Consider the following 18,666-nt stretch of genomic DNA (forward strand, 5'->3'; position numbering starts at 1 on the left):
AAACCACCGCGCCGACGGTGGTTTTTTATATCACAGCTTGCCGCTCAGCCGCTGGTGGAAGTCGTGGCTGCGCAGATCCAGCCCTTCAATCTCCACTTTCGCGTTATAGCGCTGATAGTGCGTTTCGATGGCGTCCAGCGCCGCGACGGTCGAGGCGTCCCAGATTTGCGCGTGGGTTAAATCGATAATCACCCGCGCCGGATCCTCAGCGTAGCGGAAATGCTCGTAAAGGTCGTTGCTGCTGGCGAAAAAGAGGGGGCCGCGCACGCGGTAGCGCACCGCCGCGCCGTTATCGATAACCTCGCGCTCGGCACGGACCACGTGGGCAACGCGACGGGCGAACAGCATCATGGCGAACAGCACACCGCCCGCAACGCCAATGGCGAGGTTGCCGGTCCAGACGGTGGCGATAACGGTCACCACCATCACCAGCGTTTCCGACACCGGCATCCGCTTCAGGGTCGCTGGCGCAATGCTGTGCCAGTTGAGGGTTTTAGCCGCGACCACCATCATAATGCCTGCCAGCACAACCATCGGGATTTGCGCCATCACGGCGCTCAGCCCCGTCACCATCAGCAACAGCACCAGCGCGGCGGCGAGGGTAGAAAAGCGCGATCGGGCGCGGCCCAGCTCCACGTTTACCACCGTCTGGCCGATCATCGCGCAGCCGCCGATGCCACCATAAAACCCGCTCAGAATATTGGCGACGCCAAGCCCCCAGCATTCGCGGCGCTTGCTTGATGGCGTATCGGTGATGTCATCCACCAGACGCGCGGTCAGCAGCGATTCCATTAGCCCGACGAACGCGATACTCAGCGCGCAGGGCCAGATGATGCTCAGCGTCTCCAGATTGAGCGGCACCAGCAATGGCGTGAAGCCCGGCAGGCCCGGCGTCATCGGGCCTTCGTCGCCGACCGTCGGCGGGGTCAGGCCGCAGGCCCAGGCGATAACCGTCACCGCGACAATCGCCACCAGCGGCGACGGCACGCTTTTGGTGATGCGCGGCAGCAGCAGCACGATGGCGAGCGTCGCGGCGAACAGCAGCCATACCATCTGATTCTGCCCCCAGACGTGCGGCACCTGCGCCATAAAAATCAGGATACCGAGCGCGTTGACGAAACCGGTCATCACTGAGCGGGGGATATAGCGCATCATGCGCGCAAGGCCGAACAGCCCGAACAGGATCTGGATAATCCCGCCCAGCACCAGCGCGGGCAGAATGTAGCCGACGCCGTGTTGATGCACCATCGGGCCGATGACCAACGCCACCGAGCCTGCGGCAGCCGTTACCATTGCCGGACGGCCGCCGAGAATCGACATGCTAAAGCACAGGACAATGGAGGCCACCAGGCTCACTTTTGGGTCGACGCCCGCAATCACCGAGAAGGAGATAACCTCCGGGATCAGCGCCAGCGCAGTCAGGATGCCCGCCAGCGTTTCGCGCATCAGCAGGCGCGGCGTGCGCAGCACATGCGCCACAGAGAGCTCAGGGATAGCCCGAGCCGTGTTTTGAGTATCAGACATGAGTATTTGCAGGTGTTTTATTATCAGCGCCGCCCTTTACGGGCAGCAGGGACGGGCGATGGTACAGAGCAAGGCGGCAAAATGCCAGCCTTGCGCAATGGCGACGGTCTATTTCAGGCCGAGCTTACGCGCGAGCCGGTGGAGGTTGCCGGGGTCCATCTCCAGTAGCCGCGCGCAGGCCGCCCAGTTATGCCCGGCGAGGTGCAACGCGCGCCGGATATAGTCGCGCTGAAACTGACGTGTGGCGTGCTGGAGGTTTTCGACCTGCGGCGTGGCGGCGTGCGTGGCCGCGACAGGCGCGGGCACGGCGTCGCCAGGAGCGAAGTGGTGCGGCAGCAGCAGCAGCTCCGGGCCGCGGCTCTCTGCCTGCGCCACAATAATCGCCCGATAGAGCGCATGTTCGAGTTCGCGAATATTGCCAGGCCAGCGCTGCGCCATCAGCCACGCGTTCGCCTGCGGGCTTAGCGCGACGCGATTCAGGCCGAATTTCACCCGGCATTTTTCACAGAAAAACCCCGCCAGCAGCAGAATGTCATCGCCACGCTCGCGAAGCGGCGGCACATGTAGCGGAAAGACGCTCAGGCGATGGTAGAGATCGGCGCGAAAGCCGCCCTGCGCGACGGCCTCGCGCAGAGAGCGGTTGGTGGCGGCGACGATGCGTACATCCACCCGCAACAGTTTATCTTCCCCGACGCGCTGCACGTCGCCGTATTGCAACGCCCGCAGCAGCTTCGCCTGAAGCGTCAGCGGCAGTTCGCCCACTTCATCAAGAAACAGCGTGCCGTTGTCGGCAAGCTCAAATTTGCCGCGCCGGTCGTGGATGGCACCGGTGAACGCGCCCTTTACGTGGCCGAACAGCTCGCTTTCCGCCACGCTTTCCGGCAGGGCGGCGCAGTTGACGTAGACCAGCGGGCTCGCGGCCCGGGCCGACCTCGCGTGCAGCTCGCGCGCCACCAGTTCTTTGCCGACGCCGGTTTCGCCGAGAACCAGCACGTTGAGATCCGACGGCGCCACCAGCGTTATCTCCTTTTTGAGCTGTTGCATCGGGGCCGATTCGCCAATCATCTCCAGTTGCTCGTCTGGCTGCACGCGTTCTAACGCCCGGCTGAAGGGCGCGGCGGTTTTCTCAAGTTGCTCCATTAATAGCGCGTTATGCAGCGCGCTGCCCGCAAGACTCGCGACGCCGCGCAGCTCGTCATCGCTGTAGGCGTCAAACTGCGTGGCGCACATGCCGTCGAGCGTCAGCGCGCCGATGAGCGTCTGCCCGGAGAACAGCGGCATCCCGACGCAGGCGTGCACGTGCAGCTCCTGGCGCTCCGGGATCAGCCCGTCGTAAGGGTCCGGCAGGTCGCTGTCGGCAGGAAAGCGCACCACGTCGCCGGCGCGGGCGATGGCTTCAAGGCGCGGATGCGCCGCCAGGCTGAAACGGCGGCCCATCACATCCGGCGCGAGGCCCGCCGTCGCCAGCGGGCGAAACTGCCGGTTTTCATAGCGCAGCAGGGCGGTGGCGTCGCAGCGCAGCAGGTGATGAATGCTGGCGATCATACGGTTAAAGCGGTCGCGGCCCGGCAGCCCGTTTTGTATGTCGACGGCCAGCGCGGCGAGCGCATGTGCGGATAGCGTCATGGTGTCAATTCCACAATGTCGTGTCAAAAATACAATACGCGGTGATTGTGTTTTTGACAATGTAGAAAATTTAATTCTTTTAAAATCAATAAAATAAAAACTGGCACGGTGTCTGCAATACCTGATGCAAAGAGTGTTATTTCAGAGGAACCGTGCAATGAACATTCATGTTAAAAGCAATATTTTTTGGGTTGGCCAGCGCGACTGGGAAGTACGTGATTTTCACGGCACCGAGTACAAAACCTTAAAAGGCAGCAGCTACAACAGCTATCTTATCCGCGAAGAGAAAAATGTGCTGATCGACACCGTCGACCACAAATTCAGCCGCGATTTTGTCAATAACCTGCGCAGCGAAATCGATCTTGCGGATATCGACTACATCATTATCAACCACGCCGAAGAGGATCACGCGGGCGCGCTCTCCGAGCTGATGAACTGCATCCCGGATACGCCGATTTACTGCACCGCGAACGGTATCGATTCCATAAACGGGCATCACCATCACCCGGAGTGGAACTTTAACGTGGTGAAAACCGGCGATACGCTGGATATCGGCAACGGCAAAAAGCTGATCTTTGTCGAGACCCCGATGCTGCACTGGCCGGACAGCATGATGACTTACCTGACCGGCGACGCGGTGCTGTTCAGCAACGACGCCTTCGGCCAGCACTACTGCGACGAGCATCTCTTTAACGATGAAGTGGACCAGACCGAGTTGTTCGAGCAATGCCTGCGCTACTACGCCAATATCCTGACGCCGTTCAGCCGCCTGGTGACGCCGAAAATCACCGAGATCCTCGGCTTTAACCTGCCGGTGGAGATGATTGCCACTTCTCACGGTGTGGTCTGGCGCGACAACCCGACGCAGATTGTCGAGCTGTACCTCAAATGGGCGGCGGATTATCAGGAAGATCGCATCACGATTTTCTACGACACCATGTCTAACAACACCCGTCTGATGGCGGACGCTATCGCCCAGGGCATCGCGGAAGTGGATCCGCGCGTGGCGGTGAAAATCTTTAACGTCGCCCGCAGCGATAAAAACGAAATCCTTACCAACGTCTTTCGCTCCAAAGGCGTGCTGGTCGGCACCTCGACCATGAATAACGTGATGATGCCGAAAATCGCGGGCCTGGTGGAGGAGATGACCGGGCTGCGTTTTCGCAACAAGCGCGCCAGCGCGTTCGGCTCCCACGGCTGGAGCGGGGGCGCGGTAGACCGTCTCTCCACGCGTTTGCAGGACGCCGGGTTTGAGATGTCGCTAAGCCTGAAAGCCAAATGGCGACCGGACCTCGACGCGCTGGAGGCGTGCCGCGAGCATGGTCGCGAGATTGCCCGTGCCTGGGCGCTCTCACCGCTGCCCGTCGCGGCTGCGCCCGCCGACGACAGCGGCGTGGCGTTCCAGGAGCCTGACGAACCCGTAGGCCAGTGCATGATCTGCACCGTCTGCCAGTGGGTCTACGACCCGGCGCAAGGCGAGCCGAATCAGGATGTCGCGCCCGGCACGCCGTGGGACGCGGTGCCGGAGACGTTCCTCTGCCCGGAATGCGGCCTCGGCAAATCGGTTTTTGACGTGTACGAGGGCTGAATCATGACTCAGGAACTGATCGTTATCGGCTCCGGCTTCGCCGCGCGGCAACTGGTGCGCCACCTGCGCCAGCAGGACAGCACGCGTCCTGTCCGGGTTATCGCGGCGGACAGCGGCGATGACTACAACAAACCCGATCTCAGCCATGTGTTCACCAACGGGCAGCGCGCGGATGACCTCACCCGGCAGTCGGCGGGTGAATGGGCGGAGCAGAGCCATATTCTGCTGCATCCGTTTACTCAGGCGACGGCGATAGATACCGCCGCGCGCACCGTGACGACAACCGCTGGCACTTTCCCCTGGCGACAACTGGTGCTCGCGACCGGCGCGCAGGCGATAGTGCCGCCGGTGGAGGGCAGCGAGCTGATGTTCACGCTTAACAGCCAGCAGGAGTATCGCCGCTGCGAGGCGGCGCTGCGTGACGCGAAACGCGTACTGCTGCTGGGCGGCGGGCTTATCGGCACCGAGCTTGCGATGGATCTCAACCGCGCCGGGAAACAGGTGACGCTGGTGGACACCGGTACGAGTTTGCTCTCCTCAGTGCTGGTGCCGGAAATCAGCGCGCGCCTGCAAACGGTGCTGGCGCAAAACGGCGTAACGCTGCGGCTGTGCACGGGGCTTTCGTCGCTGGCGCGCCATCATGACTCGCTGGTCGCGACCTTAACCGACGGGCATCAGCAGAGCGTTGACGCGGTCGTCTGCGCCATCGGGCTGCGTCCTGATCTGACGCTTGCGAAAAGCGCGGGCCTCGTCACCCGGCGCGGTATTGTGGTGGATGACCGGCTCGCCACCAGCCATCCGGATATTTACGCGCTCGGTGATTGCGCCGAAATCCGTGGACGTCTGCTGCCGTTCTTACAGCCTGCCCAGCTTTGCGCCATGACGCTTGCCAGGAATCTCTGCGGCGCGGCGCAAAACCTGACGCTGCCCGCGATGCTGGTGAAAGTGAAAACGCCGCTAATGCCCCTGCATCTGGCAGGTGACACGGCCAACCGCGAGCTGGACTGGGAGATGCGCATCACCGCGGATGGCGTGGTGGCGCGCGGGCTGGACGGGCAGGGCACGCTGCGCGCGTTTGTGGTCAGCGAGGAGCGCATGAAGCAGGCGTTTGGGCTGCTTAAAGAACTCAACGCGAGCGCCCACTGAGCCGCTACTCCACGCGCTGGTAAGGAAAGCGGTCTTTAATGGCTTTGCGAAAATAGCGCCCCTTCGACAGGGCGCGGCCCAGCGCGAGATAAACCTGCTCCGGCACGTTCTGGTAGTGGTAAACCGCGCCGTTATGAAAGGCTATCTCCAGCACCCGGCTGTCCCAGTCATAACCGACCGACGCCAGGCTGCGGGACATGACCGTTTCTCGTTGCATATCGCCCTCGCGGCTGATGAAAGACTGACAGTAAGTATAGCGTTGAAACGCCGCCGCCCCGGCGGCAACACCGATTTGAGGAGGTTTACGATGCGTATTCCGCAACATTATGTACATACCCGCGCCACGCCATTCTGGAATAAAGAGACCGCGCCTGCGGCGCTGTTTACCCGGCACAACACCCGCGCGGGCGTCTATGGCCGGCTGTCGGTGATGCAGGGCGCGGTGAAATATTACGGCTTCGCCGACAGCGACGCGAAAGCGTCGGATATGGAAGTGATTATCGACGCCGGGCAGTTTGGCATCAGCCCGCCGCAAAAATGGCACCGTATTGAGCTGCTCACCGACGATACATATTTCAATATCGACTTTTTCGCCGACCCGGACGTGACGCTGCAGGGCGCCGGTATCGGGCAGGTGGTGAATACGCGCAAATAAAGCGTGCTGTGATGCGAATTTGACGGATAAAAACCAGCCGTAACGGCTGGTTTTTCGTGGTGCGCCTTTTCAGTTACGGCTTATCTGGTGACACATATTAAAAATGGACGGATGAAAATGAGAATATCAGGGCGTATCTGCTGAACGAATGCGCACAACTATGCCACATCAGAGGACAAGCTGCCTGGCTAATGCCGCCAGGCTGAAAGAAACCCTCAATGACACCGGGGTAGCGTTGTGCAATACAATTGACCCCCTTTGCTGACATCATCGTGCGAAAAGCGCTTCGCCTTCATAATGGTGTGTGAACCTCTTGTGTAAAAGGCGATAAGACAGCAGCTGAGGCAGAAAACCAGCGCGTCAGGTTCCCCAGTGATAGTCGGTGACTGCCCTGATAAGCGCATCGTTCTCAATTTCTGTCAGGGAAGAACAGAAATCGGGTCGGGAGAGGCGCAGGTGCTCGCGCGTCCTGCTCCACCGGGTGACGACACAGGCCAGCATTTCCAGTCCGCCAGGGCTTTCTGGCTGCCAGGCCTGCGTACCATAAAAGATGTCGCTAAAGATATCCCATTGCTGATAAAGCTTTTGGCAGGCCCCCTGCGCAAGCTGCGTGTGTTGATCTTCTGCGCTGTCTGGCAGCCAGCGCTCGGGGTAGTCAATAATGCCAACCGAGGCGTAACAGTTAGCCGCGATATAAACCAGCCCCCGTAATTGCTGCGCGCGAACGCACGCGTCCGAAGAGAGAAGCCCGGCGTGCGGATATTCCATCGCGAGATGAATGATGATGGCTGCGCTTTCAGTAAGAACTGAATCATCAGGAAGAATTAACGTGGGGATCTGCACTAACGGGTTACGCTGTTTTAATTCTTCAGTGCTGCTCTCTTTTTGCCATGAGCTGGCCTTACACACCTGGTATTCAGCGTTGCATGCTCTGAGCGCCATCTCAATGGCGGCAGAACCAGAACGAGCGGTGCCGTAAAGGTGATACATAATGCGCTTTCCGTTGAGGGTAATTATTTCATCTTAGCAGACCAGGCTGGCGGGTAAGGTAATAGAGCGCGGCGCGGTGTTAAGCGAGGTATGGAATATGTGATAGATGGCGGCACAATCCCGACGGTGTAATTTTTTATCGTAAGGCGATGAGGGGGGCCTGTGACACGGGCGCGCCGTCGTGGGCCGGGGCAATAGGTAAACATTTCAGCACGATGCTAACACGCAGCCGCCTCGCCTGCTGTGCCAGCACATGTCGGTATTTATAACCCTCGCCTGTCGTCCTCTCCAGAGGGCTATGCTGCCGCCGCCGGTCTTAAATGGTTGATGCACTATACTGACCATTGCCGTTGTCATTTAACGATGAAGCGACCAACGCCCCGTTATCTGACATCAGCCTTACCCATGACCCTCAGGAGAACAAAATGCAGAAGCGTAAAACCTTGAAAGGGCTGCTGGCCGTATCGGTAGTCGCAGCGATGTTCAGTACGGTGAGTGCGCAAGCCCGGACGCCGACAAGCACCGAGCAGGCTGGGGCTGCAGGTCAGACCCAATCGAGCGCTAAACTCAGCGCCGGCGACGAAAAAGCGTTGAAGGACATGGCGCAGGCCAATATCAATGAAATCGCCGCCGCCAAGATAGCGCTGAGCAAAGCCCAAAGCAGCGACGTCAAAACCTTCGCTCAGAAGATGGTCGATGACCACGGCGCGGCTCTGACTAAAGTCCAGACTGTCGCCCAGCAGAAGGGCGTGACACTGCCGACTGAGCCGGACGCCAGTCATAAGGCTATGGCCAGCGAGCTGGAAAAACAGAGCGGCGATGCCTTTGACAAGATGTATATGGAAAACGCCGGCACGAAAGATCACCAGATGGTGTTGTCGACGCTGCAGAGTGACGCTACGAAGATTCAGGATCCGGATGTGAAGGCCCTGGCCGATGCACATACGCCGGTCGTTGAGCAGCACCTGAAGTCCGCTCAGCAGATAAATAAATAGGTTATCTGGCGGACAGACGTCCTGCTACCTGGCTCTGAGGGCGTTGAATACGTCGCTGACGACCCGCCGCCATGATCTGTGGCGGCAAGGCGGCGGTGTCAAAGCAGCACAGCCCTTAATGACGGAGCGGTTGGCCCTCGCCAAATCGCAGGCATAAAAAAACCAGCCTAATGGCTGGTTTTTTCGGGATTTTTTGGTCGGCACGAGAGGATTTGAACCTCCGACCCCTGACACCCCATGACAGTGCGCTACCAGGCTGCGCTACGTGCCGACGTGGAGGCTTATACTACCCGTTTTCACGCTGATTGCAAGCGACGCCCCATTGAGTGATTTATAATTAATCAATCAGTTAGCAATGAACCGTTTTTCATCCGTCAGCACCTGCAACAGCAGGCTGAGCTGCGGTTTATCCTCGTCCATCCGCTCGCCGCGCAGGTCATACATCCGGTAGTTGCCGTTGTTATCCAGCACCAGCGTCATCTGCGGCGTGGTGACCGCCAGCGTGTTGTTATCCGCGCTTACCACCCAGTTGTTGCGGCGGGCAGGGGAGAAGAGATCTTCGCCCTGCGAATACTCATTCGCTGGCGTGCGCACGTGCAGCAGACGCTGCATCAGGGTCGTCATCACGTCCTGATGATCGGTAAGCTTCGTGACGCGTTGCGCAGGCGTGCCCGGCCAGTGGATAACCAGCGGCACCTGAATACGCGAGCGATCCCAGCCGAAGCTGTCCTGCTGTTTGCCAAGCGGAACGCCGCGGCCTGCGGTGATAATCACGACGGTATTTTCGAGCTTGCCGCTTGATTTAAGGGCGTCCAGCACGCGAGCGATCTGCGCGTCCACATTGCCTGCGGCACGGGCGTAACGGCGCGCGAAGGCCGCCTGTTGGGTATCTTCATTAACGGTAGTGCCGTTGAATGACACCCATGAGAACCAGCGGTTGTCCTCGGAAGCATATTTATTCAGCCAGCTTACCCACTGCGAGGCGGTCTGTTCGTCGCTTTGCGGCTGCGCCGTCGGGAGCGAGAAGTCAGAAAGCAACGCCTGACGATACAGCGAGCTGCTGAACCCATCGGAAGCGAACAGGCCGAGCTGATAGCCCTGCTGGTTAAGCGCGGTGATGAGCGCCGCCGGAATGCGAGCCGCCAGCACCCCATCCATATAGCCTGGTGAAATCCCGTAGAACAGGCCGAAAATGCCGTTATCCGCCAGGTTTCCGGAACTGAAATGCTGGGTAAAGTTAATGTTGTCGCGCGCGAACTGCGCCAGCGACGGCATCTGTTTTTCAAAGCGCGAATAATTCAGACCGTCGACCGTGATAAACAGGACATTATGGCCCGAACCCATATCGCTGTAGCGCAGGTCGCTTAGGGGGTACTGTACGCTGACGGCTTCCGGATCGCCTTGTTCCACCAGTCGGCGCTGATATTCCTGCGCGTCCAGCAGACCATGTTTTTCCAGAAAACGGCGCGCCGTCATGGGGTACGAGAGCGGCAGGTTCGCGCGCTGCATCGTGACGGGACGATAGAAATTGGCGTCGGCCCAGATATACATCACATGGGTGGTAACGAACGACGCGAAAAAGAGCGCCGCCACAGGGCGCGCGTAACGGCGTCGGCGCGTCAGGCTGCGCAGCTTCTGCCAGCTCCAGGTGGCGAACAGCATCTCGATAAGCAGAATCACCGGCACCGCGATAAACATCAGCTGCCAGTCGCGTGCCATTTCGCTTTGTTCGGGGTTAATCACCACCTGCCAGACCACCGGATTAATGTGCAGGTGGAAGCGGGTAAAGACTTCGCTGTCGACCAGCAGCAGCGTCATCCCGACGGTCGCGAGAATGGCCGACAGGAAACGCATCAGCCGCTGCGACATCACGATGAATGTCAGCGGAAAAAGGATAAGCAGATACGTCGCGAAGACCAGAAAGCTAAAATGGCCCACCAGGCTTACGTAAGAGTAAACCCGGCCCGTCAGCGTCGTGGGCCAGTCGGCGATAAACAGATAGCGGCTACCAAGAACAATCGACAGCAGAATATTGAACAGAGCGAACCAGTGCCCCCAGCTTATCATCTGGGAGACTTTTTCACGGTAGCGCTGACGGTTAGTCACCATAGCTTTTTAACGTTCTTCCTTAATGCGCGTTATCGTCGCGAATGGAGGATTGCAACGCCTCCGCGAAGGAGCGCGCCAGCGTCTTGCGCTGCGCGGGGGCCACGCTGTTATTGATAACATTGGTGACCATGTTCCCCAGCACCATCAGGGAAAGGTCGGTCGGCGCCTTGTGCTTTGACAGCACGCTCGCCAGTTCAGTCAGTAATTCTTCAACGCGTTCATCACTATAGCGGGATAGTTGTGGCATAACTCAACATCAGTTTGTTCAGGAAAGTCCAATATCTTACCGTAGCAGTGGCTTTATTTCTGCATTTTTATCTGCGGTTGCGCAGGACGGCGGGCAGTGGTTGAATACGCCCCTGCCCAACAGGAGAGTTTATCATGAGTCTGGATATCAACCAGATTGCCTTACATCAGTTAATTAAGCGCGATGAGCAGAATCTGGAGCTTATCCTGCGCGACTCGCTGCTTGAACCAGGCAATACCGTTACGGAAATGATGGCCGAGCTGCACCGCGTCTACAGCGCGAAAAGCAAAGCCTACGGCCTTTTTAACGAAGAGAGCGAACTTGCCGAGGCGCTGCGCCAGTGCCGTCGCGGCGATGACGATTTCCTGGCGTTCAGCCGCGCGGCCACCGGTCGCCTGCGCGATGAGCTGGCGAAATATCCGTTTGCGGACGGCGGCGTCGTGCTGTTCTGTCACTATCGTTATCTGGCGGTGGAGTATCTGCTGGTGGCGGTGCTGAACAACCTGAGCAGCATGCGTGTTAACGAACAGCTCGATATCAGCACCACGCACTATCTCGATATCAACCATGCCGATATCGTCGCGCGCATCGATCTGACCGAATGGGAAACGAATCCGGAGTCGACCCGCTACCTGACGTTCCTCAAAGGGCGCGTCGGGCGCAAAGTCGCCGATTTCTTTATGGATTTCCTGGGCGCGAGCGTCGGGCTCGATACCAAAGCGCAGAACCGCGGGCTGTTGCAGGCGCTGGACGATTTCACCGCCGAGGCGCAGCTCGATAAAGCCGAGCGTCAGAATGTGCGCGCGCAGGTCTACAGCTACTGCAATGAACAACTGCAGGCGGGCGAAGAGATTGCGCTCTCTGAACTCTCAAAAGAGCTGCCGAATTTCGGTGAGAAAAGCTTCCAGGAGTTTACGGCGGAGCAGGGCTATGAGCTGGAAGAGACGTTCCCGGCGGATCGCAGCACGCTGCGCCAGCTCACTAAATACGCCGGCAGCGGCGGAGGGCTTACGATTAATTTCGACGCCATGCTGCTTGGCGAGCGTATTTTCTGGGACCCGGCGACCGACACGCTGACTATCAAAGGCACGCCGCCGAACCTGCGGGATCAGCTGCAGCGCCGCCTGTCCGGGAAATAAGCGTCAGGCATGAAAAAGGGCGCACGCGTCGCCCTTATTTTCCTGAATATCAGGCAAAAAAAACGCCGCATAGCGCGGCGTTTTTTCTTTCATCGCACTTACGCGCGAACGAAATCGATGTGGTGCAGTTTCGGTTTGTACGGGTGACGCTGTACAGCCTGAACTTTTACCTTAACTTCTTTGCCATCGATAGCCAGAGTCAGCACTTCGCTGTAGAACTCCGGTTTAGCCTGCATGTTCATCACTTTGTCGTGGTCCAGTTCGATTGCAACCGGAGCCTCGGTGCCACCGTAAACGATAGCCGGGAACTTGTTGGCGTGACGCAGGCGGCGGCTCGCACCCTTACCCTGCTCTTTACGTACTTCAGCGTTGATAGTAAACATTGACATCTCTCTTAATAAAGAAGCCTGTTACAGGCGACCCAGCAACAGGTAAATGACTGGCTTTGCGGATGCAAAAGCGGGCGGCATTATAGCCATTTGAGCGCGCAGGGGCAATGAAAACCGCCGTTAACCGCGTAATTCATTAGCGCGCCGGAAGCGGCCATTGTAGTCGAACACCTTTTCACGCACCTGCCAGTACTGGCCTTTGAGCCTTGCCACCACAAAATCCGGATGGCGCAGCAGCACCTGCTGGGCCACGATGTCGTTGACGGTTATCCAGCGCAGCGGCACGCCCGGCGTGCGGGTGTGCGGGCGGATAAACAGCTGTTCAAAGGCGGTGCGCTGCGCGGGCGTCTGCAGACGAAAACGCTCGCTGACATCCGCGCCATCTTCGTCGTAATAAGTCACCTTCAGCCATTCGCCTTTCTCATCAACGCCCGGCTGAAGCTGCATGCCGCTACAGCGCAGCACCAGCGCGTCTTTGAGCTTCAGCGCCGCTTTCAGCATATCGTCCGGGTCCACCAGGACCTCGTTGCACTCGCGACAGCGCCGCGCCGCGATGTCGTTCTCCGCGTTGCAGTGCGGGCAGTTTTTAAAACGGAAACGGTAGTCGCACTGCTCGCGGTGGCCGTCGTCATCCTCAAACCAGCCCTGACAGCGCCGGCCGAAATGTTCAATCAGCGTGCCGTCGGCGGTGGTTTTGCCCCAGAACGTATTGGCGAAACCGCAGGCGGGGCAGAAGACCTGCACCGGCACGTTGTCGCTTTTGCCCTTGGGCGCGCCCACTTCCGGCGCGTACAGATCGTGCGGGTTACCCGCGTAATCAAGGATCAGGCAGTCGGTTTTGCCTGGCGACAAGCGCAGCCCGCGCCCGACAATCTGCTGATACAGGCTGACCGATTCGGTCGGGCGCAGGATAGCGATTAAATCCACATGCGGCGCGTCAAAACCCGTGGTGAGCACCGCCACGTTTACCAAAAAGCGCAACTGCTGGGCTTTAAACGCTTCAATAATAGCGTCGCGCTCGCGCCCCGGCGTTTCGCCGGTAATGAGCGCCGCTTCGCCCGCAGGCAGCAGGCCCGTAATTTCACGGGCATGCTCGACGGTGGCGGCGAAAATCATCACGCCGCGCCGGTCGGTGGCAAATTCGACAATCTGGCTCACGATATGCGGCGTAATACGCCGCTGCTGTTTCAGCTCCCGGTTGAGATCGGCTTCGCTGAACAACCCGTTGCTCTGGGCCTGCAGGCGACTGAAATCGTACTGCACCACCGGCATGTCGAGGCGTTCTGGCGGCGTCAGGTAGCCATGCTTAATCATATAGCGCAGCGGCAGCTCGTAGATGCAGTCGCGGAACAGCGCTTTTTCATCGCCGCGCACCATGCCGTGATAGTGGAACTGATAAATCCAGCCTTTGCCGAGGCGAAACGGCGTGGCGGTCAGCCCCAGCAGCCGCAGGCGCGGATTCTGCTTACGCAGGTGCGTGAGGATCTGCTGATACTGGCTGTCGTCATCATCGCTGATGCGATGGCATTCATCGACAATCACCAGCGAGAATTCGCCCTGAAAATGGTCGAGGTTGCGCGCCACCGACTGCACGCTGCCGAACACCACTTTACCGTGGCTCTCTTTGCGCGCGAGGCCCGCCGCGTAGATATCGGCTTCCAGCCCCAGCGCCAGATATTTGGCATGGTTTTGGGCCACCAGCTCTTTAACATGGGCGAGCACCAGCACGCGGCCGCGCGCGAGCCGCGCCAGTTCGGCGATAACCAGGCTTTTGCCGGCGCCGGTCGGCAGGACGATCGCCGCTGGCGCGTCGTGGCGGCGAAAATGGTTCAGGGTGGCATCCACCGCTTCGCGCTGATAGGGACGTAAAGTAAAGGACATGGGCCTGTCAGAAAAAGGGATCACGCTAATATTATGCCACGAATCAATTTCATCTTGTGAGCGGGCCATTGCCCGTTATACTGACCGCTCTGATTCCGCTTCATGAATGTTGACGGGCGCCTTGCCCGCCCCGCGTCGGAACTGCATCAACAGGCTTATAAACGTCAACAACAGGCTTATAAACGTAATGCGACTTGATAAATTTATCGCCCAGCAGCTTGGCGTCAGCCGCGCTATTGCTTCCCGTGAAATTCGCGCCAGCCGGGTGACGGTGAATGGCGACATTGTAAAAGACAGCGCTTTTAAACTGCTGCCGGACCACGACGTCGAATATGACGGCAATCCGCTGACCCAGCAGAACGGCCCGCGCTATTTTATGCTGAATAAACCGCAGGGCTACGTCTGCTCGACTGACGATCCGGATCACCCGACGGTGCTCTATTTCCTCGACGAGCCGGTCGCCCATAAGCTGCACGCCGCCGGGCGTCTGGATATTGACACTACCGGGCTGGTGCTGATGACCGACGACGGCCAGTGGTCGCACCGCATTACGTCACCGCGCCACCACTGCGAGAAAACGTATCGGGTGACGCTCGAGTCGCCGGTGGCGGACGACACCGCCGCATTGTTTGCAAAAGGCGTACAGCTGCATAACGAAAAAGATCTCACCAAACCCGCGCAGCTTGAGGTGATCACCCCGACTGAGGTTCGTCTGACCATCAGCGAAGGGCGCTACCATCAGGTGAAGCGCATGTTTGCGGCGGTAGGCAACCATGTCGTCGGCCTGCACCGCGAGCGTATCGGGGCGATTGAACTCGACCCTGCGCTGGAACCTGGCGAATATCGTCCGTTAACCGAAGACGAAATTGCCAGCGTTGGCATGCCGTCGCGCTAAATTCAGGAGCATATTGTGACCACCAGGCAGAATTCGTCGCTGGGTATTGTGTTTATTCTTGGCCTGCTGGCCATGCTGATGCCGCTCTCTATCGATATGTACCTGCCGGCGCTGCCGGTTATCGCAAACGAGTTTGGCGTCGAGGCGGGCAGCGCCCAGATGACGCTCAGCACCTATATTCTGGGCTTCGCTATCGGGCAACTGTTTTATGGCCCGATGGCCGACAGTCTGGGACGTAAGCCGGTGATCCTCGGCGGCACGCTGATTTTCGCGGCGGCCGCTATCGCCTGTGCGCTCGCGCAGACTATCGACCAACTGATTTATATGCGCTTCCTGCACGGGCTCTCCGCTGCGGCGGCGAGCGTCGTTATCAACGCCCTGATGCGCGATATCTATCCGAAGGAAGAGTTCTCGCGCATGATGTCCTTTGTGATGCTGGTGACCACCATCGCGCCGCTGCTGGCGCCGATGGCGGGCGGCGCCGTGCTGGTCTGGTTCAACTGGCATATTATCTTCTGGATCCTCGCCGTACTGGCGCTGCTGGCCTGCGCCATGATCTTCTTTCTTATACGTGAAACGCTGCCGGTGGAGCGCCGCCAGAAGTTTCACTTTCGCACCACGCTTGGTAACTTCGCCACGCTGTTTCGACATAAACGCGTACTGAGCTATATGCTGGCGAGCGGCTTTAGCTTTGCGGGCATGTTCTCGTTTTTAAGCGCCGGACCGTTTGTGTATATTGAGCTCAACCACGTTTCGCCGCAGCATTTCGGCTACTACTTCGCGCTCAATATTGTGTTCCTGTTTGTGATGACCATCATCAACAGCCGCTTTGTGCGCCGCGTCGGGGCGCTGAAGATGTTCCGCGCCGGGCTGTTTATTCAGTTCGCGATGGCGGTGTGGCTGGTGTTAAGCGCGCAGTTTGATGTCGGTTTCTGGTCGCTGGTGCTTGGCGTGGCCGCGTTTGTCGGCTGCGTTTCGCTGGTGGCGTCTAACGCGATGGCGGTTATTCTGGATGAGTTCCCGCATATGGCAGGTACGGCCTCGTCGCTCGCGGGGACGTTCCGCTTCGGCATCGGCGCTATCATGGGCGCGCTGCTCTCCATGGCGACCTTCAATTCCGCGTGGCCGATGCTGCTCTCGATTTTCTTCTGCGCCACCTGCTCGATTCTTTTCTACCTTTACGCCAGCCGGCCGCGTCGTCGCGCCGCGTGATCCTTCCGGGGAGGTTTTCTCCCCCATATTCTCTCCCTGACTGCCTGCGCGATGTCCATCGTCTGCGGGGTATATGTTTCTCGAATGTAAAAGTAAAGCATGTAAAAAGTCACAGCCTTGTATTAAAAAAGGTTGTGTCAGGGCGCAGAACGGGGTACATATAGCGCCAAAATGGGAGCCAACGCACAAAATAACCGCCTCGCTGATGAGGAAATAACCCGTCTGCGCTCGCCATGAAACCGTTTTCTTTGTTGACGCGATCACTTTTTGTCAACATGTGTTAATCTTCTTGTGAATGACTTGTAAAATTTATGTTTCCGGGGACACTATCTTGAATACGCTACAACTCTCAATCATTCATCGCTTGCCGCAGAGCTATCGGTGGAGTACGGGTTTTGCCGGTTCAAAAGTTGAACCGATTCCGCACCAGGGGCCGGATTGCGACAACTGTCTGGTGGGCTTACGCCTGCTGAGCCCGGATGGTGAAAAAGCCTGGCCGGTCATGCATAAGCTCAGCCAGGCGCTGAGCGATATCTCGGTGGATTGTTCTGTTCTGGAGTGCGAAGGCGAGCCGTGTCTGTTTGTGAATCATCAGGACGAATTTGCGGCCACCTGCCGTCTGAAGAACTTCGGCGTGGCCATCGCTGAGCCGTTTTCCGGCCAGAATCCTTTCTGAACGTTAGCGCAGCGTTAACAGCTCGCGCGTATAGGCCTCACGCGGGGCGGCGAAAATCTCCCGACAGTCGCCCTGCTCAATCACTTCTCCCTGACGTAACACCACGACCTGATGACACAGCGAGCGTACCACCTGTAAATCGTGACTGATAAACAGGTAAGCGAGCCGGTGCGTCTGCTGTAATTTTTTCAGCAGCGCCAGGATCTGCGCCTGCACGGTGCGATCGAGCGAGGAGGTCGGTTCATCGAGGATCAGCAGCTCTGGTTTAAGGATCAACGCCCGCGCGATGGCGATGCGCTGGCGCTGGCCGCCGGAAAACTCGCTCGGGTAGCGATGGCGCGTTTCGGGATCCAGACCCACTTCACGCATCACGTCAATCACCTGCGTCTCGCGCTGCGACGGCGTGAGCGTCGGCTGATGCACGCGCAGCCCTTCGGCGATAATGCTTAATACGTCAAGACGCGGATTAAGCGAGGAGTTAGGGTCCTGAAACACGACCTGAATGCGGCGGCGCAGCGGCAATAGCGCGCGGCGGTTAAGCTGGTGCAAAGGATGGCCGTCAAAAATAATCTCGCCTTTTGAGGCGATCAGGCGAAGCAGCGCCAGCCCGGAGGTGCTTTTACCGGAACCCGACTCGCCCACCAGCCCCAGACTTTCGCCCGCGTGCAGCGTAAAACTTAAATTTTTCAGCGCATGATGATAACCCGACCGGCGCCGGAACAACCCGCGGCGTTGTTCAAACGCCACGCTCAGGTCGCGCACGTGCAGCAGCGGCGCGGCAGGCGAGGGGAGCGGCACCGGCTCGCCATCCGGCTCAGCGGCGATAAGCCGCCGGGTGTAGTCATGCGCGGGCGCGGTGAAAATCGGCCCGACGCGGTTCTGCTCCACGCAGCGTCCGTTTTGCATCACCGCCACGTTATCCGCGAGCCGCTTCACGATATTCAGGTTATGCGTGATAAACAGCAGGCCCATATTGAGCTCGCGTTTGAGTTCCGCCAGCAGTTGCAGAATTTGCGCCTGCACCGTGACGTCCAGCGCCGTGGTGGGTTCATCGGCAATCAGTAGCGAGGGACGCGTCAGCAGCGCCATCGCAATCATCACGCGCTGGCGTTCGCCGCCGGAGAGCTGGTGCGGAAAGTCGTTTAACCGCTGCGCGGCGTTGCGGATGCCGACCCGGTCAAGACAGGTGAGGATCTCGGCGCGGGCGGGCTCGCGGCGCATGCCGCGGTGCAGCGACAGCACTTCGTAAAGTTGCTTTTCGACGCTATGCAGCGGGTTTAAGGAGACCATCGGCTCCTGGAAAATCATCGCTATCTGGTTGCCGCGCACCGCGCGCAATTCACGCTCGCCGGCGTTAAGCAGAGACTGTCCCTTAAAGCGGATATCACCCTGCGGATAGACCACCGGCGGGGACGGGAGCAGGCGCAATATCGACAACGCCGTGACGCTCTTACCGGAGCCCGACTCGCCCACCAGCGCCAGGGTTTCGCCCGGATCAATGGTAAGCGACAGCGAATCCACCACCAGGCGCTCGACGCCCTGCTGGCGAAACGCGATGGAAAGGTTGTCGATGGAAAGCAAAGGATGCGCCATA

At 58.9% G+C, this 18,666-nt stretch carries 17 protein-coding genes, 1 tRNA gene and 1 pseudogene; 8 read left to right on the top strand and 11 right to left on the bottom strand.

Annotation, left to right across the window (positions count from 1 at the left end; translation table 11 throughout):
* Positions 1 to 30: 30 nt before the first annotated feature.
* Complete coding sequence (locus BJP61_RS07710) at positions 31 to 1,524, bottom strand: SulP family inorganic anion transporter (protein ID WP_075192883.1); 1,494 nt, start codon at positions 1,522 to 1,524, stop codon at positions 31 to 33.
* A gap of 108 nt (positions 1,525 to 1,632) precedes the next feature.
* Positions 1,633 to 3,150, bottom strand: a complete 1,518-nt coding sequence (norR, locus tag BJP61_RS07715) for a nitric oxide reductase transcriptional regulator NorR (protein WP_161579843.1) — start codon at positions 3,148 to 3,150, stop codon at positions 1,633 to 1,635.
* A 157-nt stretch (positions 3,151 to 3,307) separates the two neighbouring features.
* Here norR and norV point away from each other — a divergent pair, with 157 nt between their 5' ends.
* Together norV and norW are read left to right on the top strand one after the other, a co-directional pair.
* Positions 3,308 to 4,738: an anaerobic nitric oxide reductase flavorubredoxin gene (norV, locus tag BJP61_RS07720; protein ID WP_038861728.1), complete on the top strand. Its 1,431-nt coding sequence runs from the start codon at positions 3,308 to 3,310 to the stop codon at positions 4,736 to 4,738.
* Positions 4,739 to 4,741: 3 nt separating this feature from the next.
* On the top strand, positions 4,742 to 5,884 hold the full coding sequence (norW, locus tag BJP61_RS07725; protein ID WP_171998092.1) for an NADH:flavorubredoxin reductase NorW: 1,143 nt from the start codon (positions 4,742 to 4,744) through the stop codon (positions 5,882 to 5,884).
* Between the two features lie 4 nt (positions 5,885 to 5,888).
* Here the strand turns inward: norW and BJP61_RS07730 are convergent, their stop codons facing one another.
* Positions 5,889 to 6,101: a KTSC domain-containing protein gene (locus tag BJP61_RS07730; protein ID WP_075192886.1), complete on the bottom strand. Its 213-nt coding sequence runs from the start codon at positions 6,099 to 6,101 to the stop codon at positions 5,889 to 5,891.
* Between the two features lie 90 nt (positions 6,102 to 6,191).
* Between BJP61_RS07730 and BJP61_RS07735 the strand changes: the two genes are divergently transcribed.
* A complete protein-coding gene (locus BJP61_RS07735; protein ID WP_161579845.1) occupies positions 6,192 to 6,539 on the top strand; it encodes a DUF1971 domain-containing protein in 348 nt (115 codons plus the stop codon).
* Positions 6,540 to 6,636: 97 nt separating this feature from the next.
* Here the strand turns inward: BJP61_RS07735 and BJP61_RS21675 are convergent.
* A pseudogene (locus tag BJP61_RS21675) lies at positions 6,637 to 6,833 on the bottom strand (hypothetical protein); the annotation flags it as partial.
* Positions 6,834 to 6,899: 66 nt separating this feature from the next.
* Entirely contained in the window at positions 6,900 to 7,529 is a 630-nt protein-coding gene (locus tag BJP61_RS07740) for a glutathione S-transferase (protein ID WP_161579846.1), read from the bottom strand.
* Between the two features lie 425 nt (positions 7,530 to 7,954).
* On the opposite strand from BJP61_RS07740, the gene BJP61_RS07745 reads away from it, so the two are divergent.
* Positions 7,955 to 8,524: a DUF4142 domain-containing protein gene (locus tag BJP61_RS07745; protein ID WP_075192889.1), complete on the top strand. Its 570-nt coding sequence runs from the start codon at positions 7,955 to 7,957 to the stop codon at positions 8,522 to 8,524.
* Positions 8,525 to 8,718: 194 nt separating this feature from the next.
* Here the strand turns inward: BJP61_RS07745 and BJP61_RS07750 are convergent.
* The 3 genes from BJP61_RS07750 to BJP61_RS07760 form a co-directional block, all read right to left on the bottom strand.
* Positions 8,719 to 8,795 (bottom strand) — tRNA-Pro (locus tag BJP61_RS07750).
* Between the two features lie 74 nt (positions 8,796 to 8,869).
* Positions 8,870 to 10,633 (bottom strand): LPS biosynthesis-modulating metalloenzyme YejM, encoded by a 1,764-nt coding sequence (gene yejM, locus BJP61_RS07755; protein ID WP_171998093.1) that lies wholly within the window; start codon positions 10,631 to 10,633, stop codon positions 8,870 to 8,872.
* Positions 10,634 to 10,652: 19 nt separating this feature from the next.
* Positions 10,653 to 10,880: a YejL family protein gene (locus BJP61_RS07760; protein WP_004387431.1), complete on the bottom strand. Its 228-nt coding sequence runs from the start codon at positions 10,878 to 10,880 to the stop codon at positions 10,653 to 10,655.
* A gap of 134 nt (positions 10,881 to 11,014) precedes the next feature.
* Here BJP61_RS07760 and yejK point away from each other — a divergent pair, with 134 nt between their 5' ends.
* Positions 11,015 to 12,019: a nucleoid-associated protein YejK gene (yejK, locus tag BJP61_RS07765; protein WP_038861752.1), complete on the top strand. Its 1,005-nt coding sequence runs from the start codon at positions 11,015 to 11,017 to the stop codon at positions 12,017 to 12,019.
* A 98-nt stretch (positions 12,020 to 12,117) separates the two neighbouring features.
* Here the strand turns inward: yejK and rplY are convergent, their stop codons facing one another.
* Together rplY and BJP61_RS07775 are read right to left on the bottom strand one after the other, a co-directional pair.
* Complete coding sequence (gene rplY / locus BJP61_RS07770) at positions 12,118 to 12,402, bottom strand: 50S ribosomal protein L25 (protein ID WP_004387433.1); 285 nt, start codon at positions 12,400 to 12,402, stop codon at positions 12,118 to 12,120.
* Between the two features lie 126 nt (positions 12,403 to 12,528).
* Entirely contained in the window at positions 12,529 to 14,289 is a 1,761-nt protein-coding gene (locus tag BJP61_RS07775; protein ID WP_171998094.1) for a DEAD/DEAH box helicase, read from the bottom strand.
* Positions 14,290 to 14,476: 187 nt separating this feature from the next.
* On the opposite strand from BJP61_RS07775, the gene rsuA reads away from it, so the two are divergent.
* From rsuA to BJP61_RS07790, 3 genes are all read left to right on the top strand, one after another.
* Positions 14,477 to 15,184 carry a 16S rRNA pseudouridine(516) synthase RsuA gene (gene rsuA, locus BJP61_RS07780; protein WP_038861755.1) on the top strand — a complete coding sequence of 236 codons (708 nt, stop codon included), beginning with the start codon at positions 14,477 to 14,479 and terminating at the stop codon, positions 15,182 to 15,184.
* Positions 15,185 to 15,199: 15 nt separating this feature from the next.
* Positions 15,200 to 16,396: a Bcr/CflA family multidrug efflux MFS transporter gene (locus tag BJP61_RS07785; protein WP_038861759.1), complete on the top strand. Its 1,197-nt coding sequence runs from the start codon at positions 15,200 to 15,202 to the stop codon at positions 16,394 to 16,396.
* 331 nt (positions 16,397 to 16,727) lie between these two features.
* A complete protein-coding gene (locus BJP61_RS07790) occupies positions 16,728 to 17,072 on the top strand; it encodes a YejG family protein (RefSeq protein ID WP_038861762.1) in 345 nt (114 codons plus the stop codon).
* Positions 17,073 to 17,075: 3 nt separating this feature from the next.
* Here BJP61_RS07790 and yejF read toward each other — a convergent pair whose 3' ends face one another.
* Positions 17,076 to 18,665, bottom strand: a complete 1,590-nt coding sequence (gene yejF, locus BJP61_RS07795) for a microcin C ABC transporter ATP-binding protein YejF (RefSeq protein ID WP_171998095.1) — start codon at positions 18,663 to 18,665, stop codon at positions 17,076 to 17,078.
* Between the last annotated feature and the right edge of the window lies 1 nt (position 18,666).

Source organism: Cronobacter sp. JZ38 (genome assembly GCF_008932145.1).
GTDB lineage: Bacteria > Pseudomonadota > Gammaproteobacteria > Enterobacterales > Enterobacteriaceae > Cronobacter > Cronobacter muytjensii.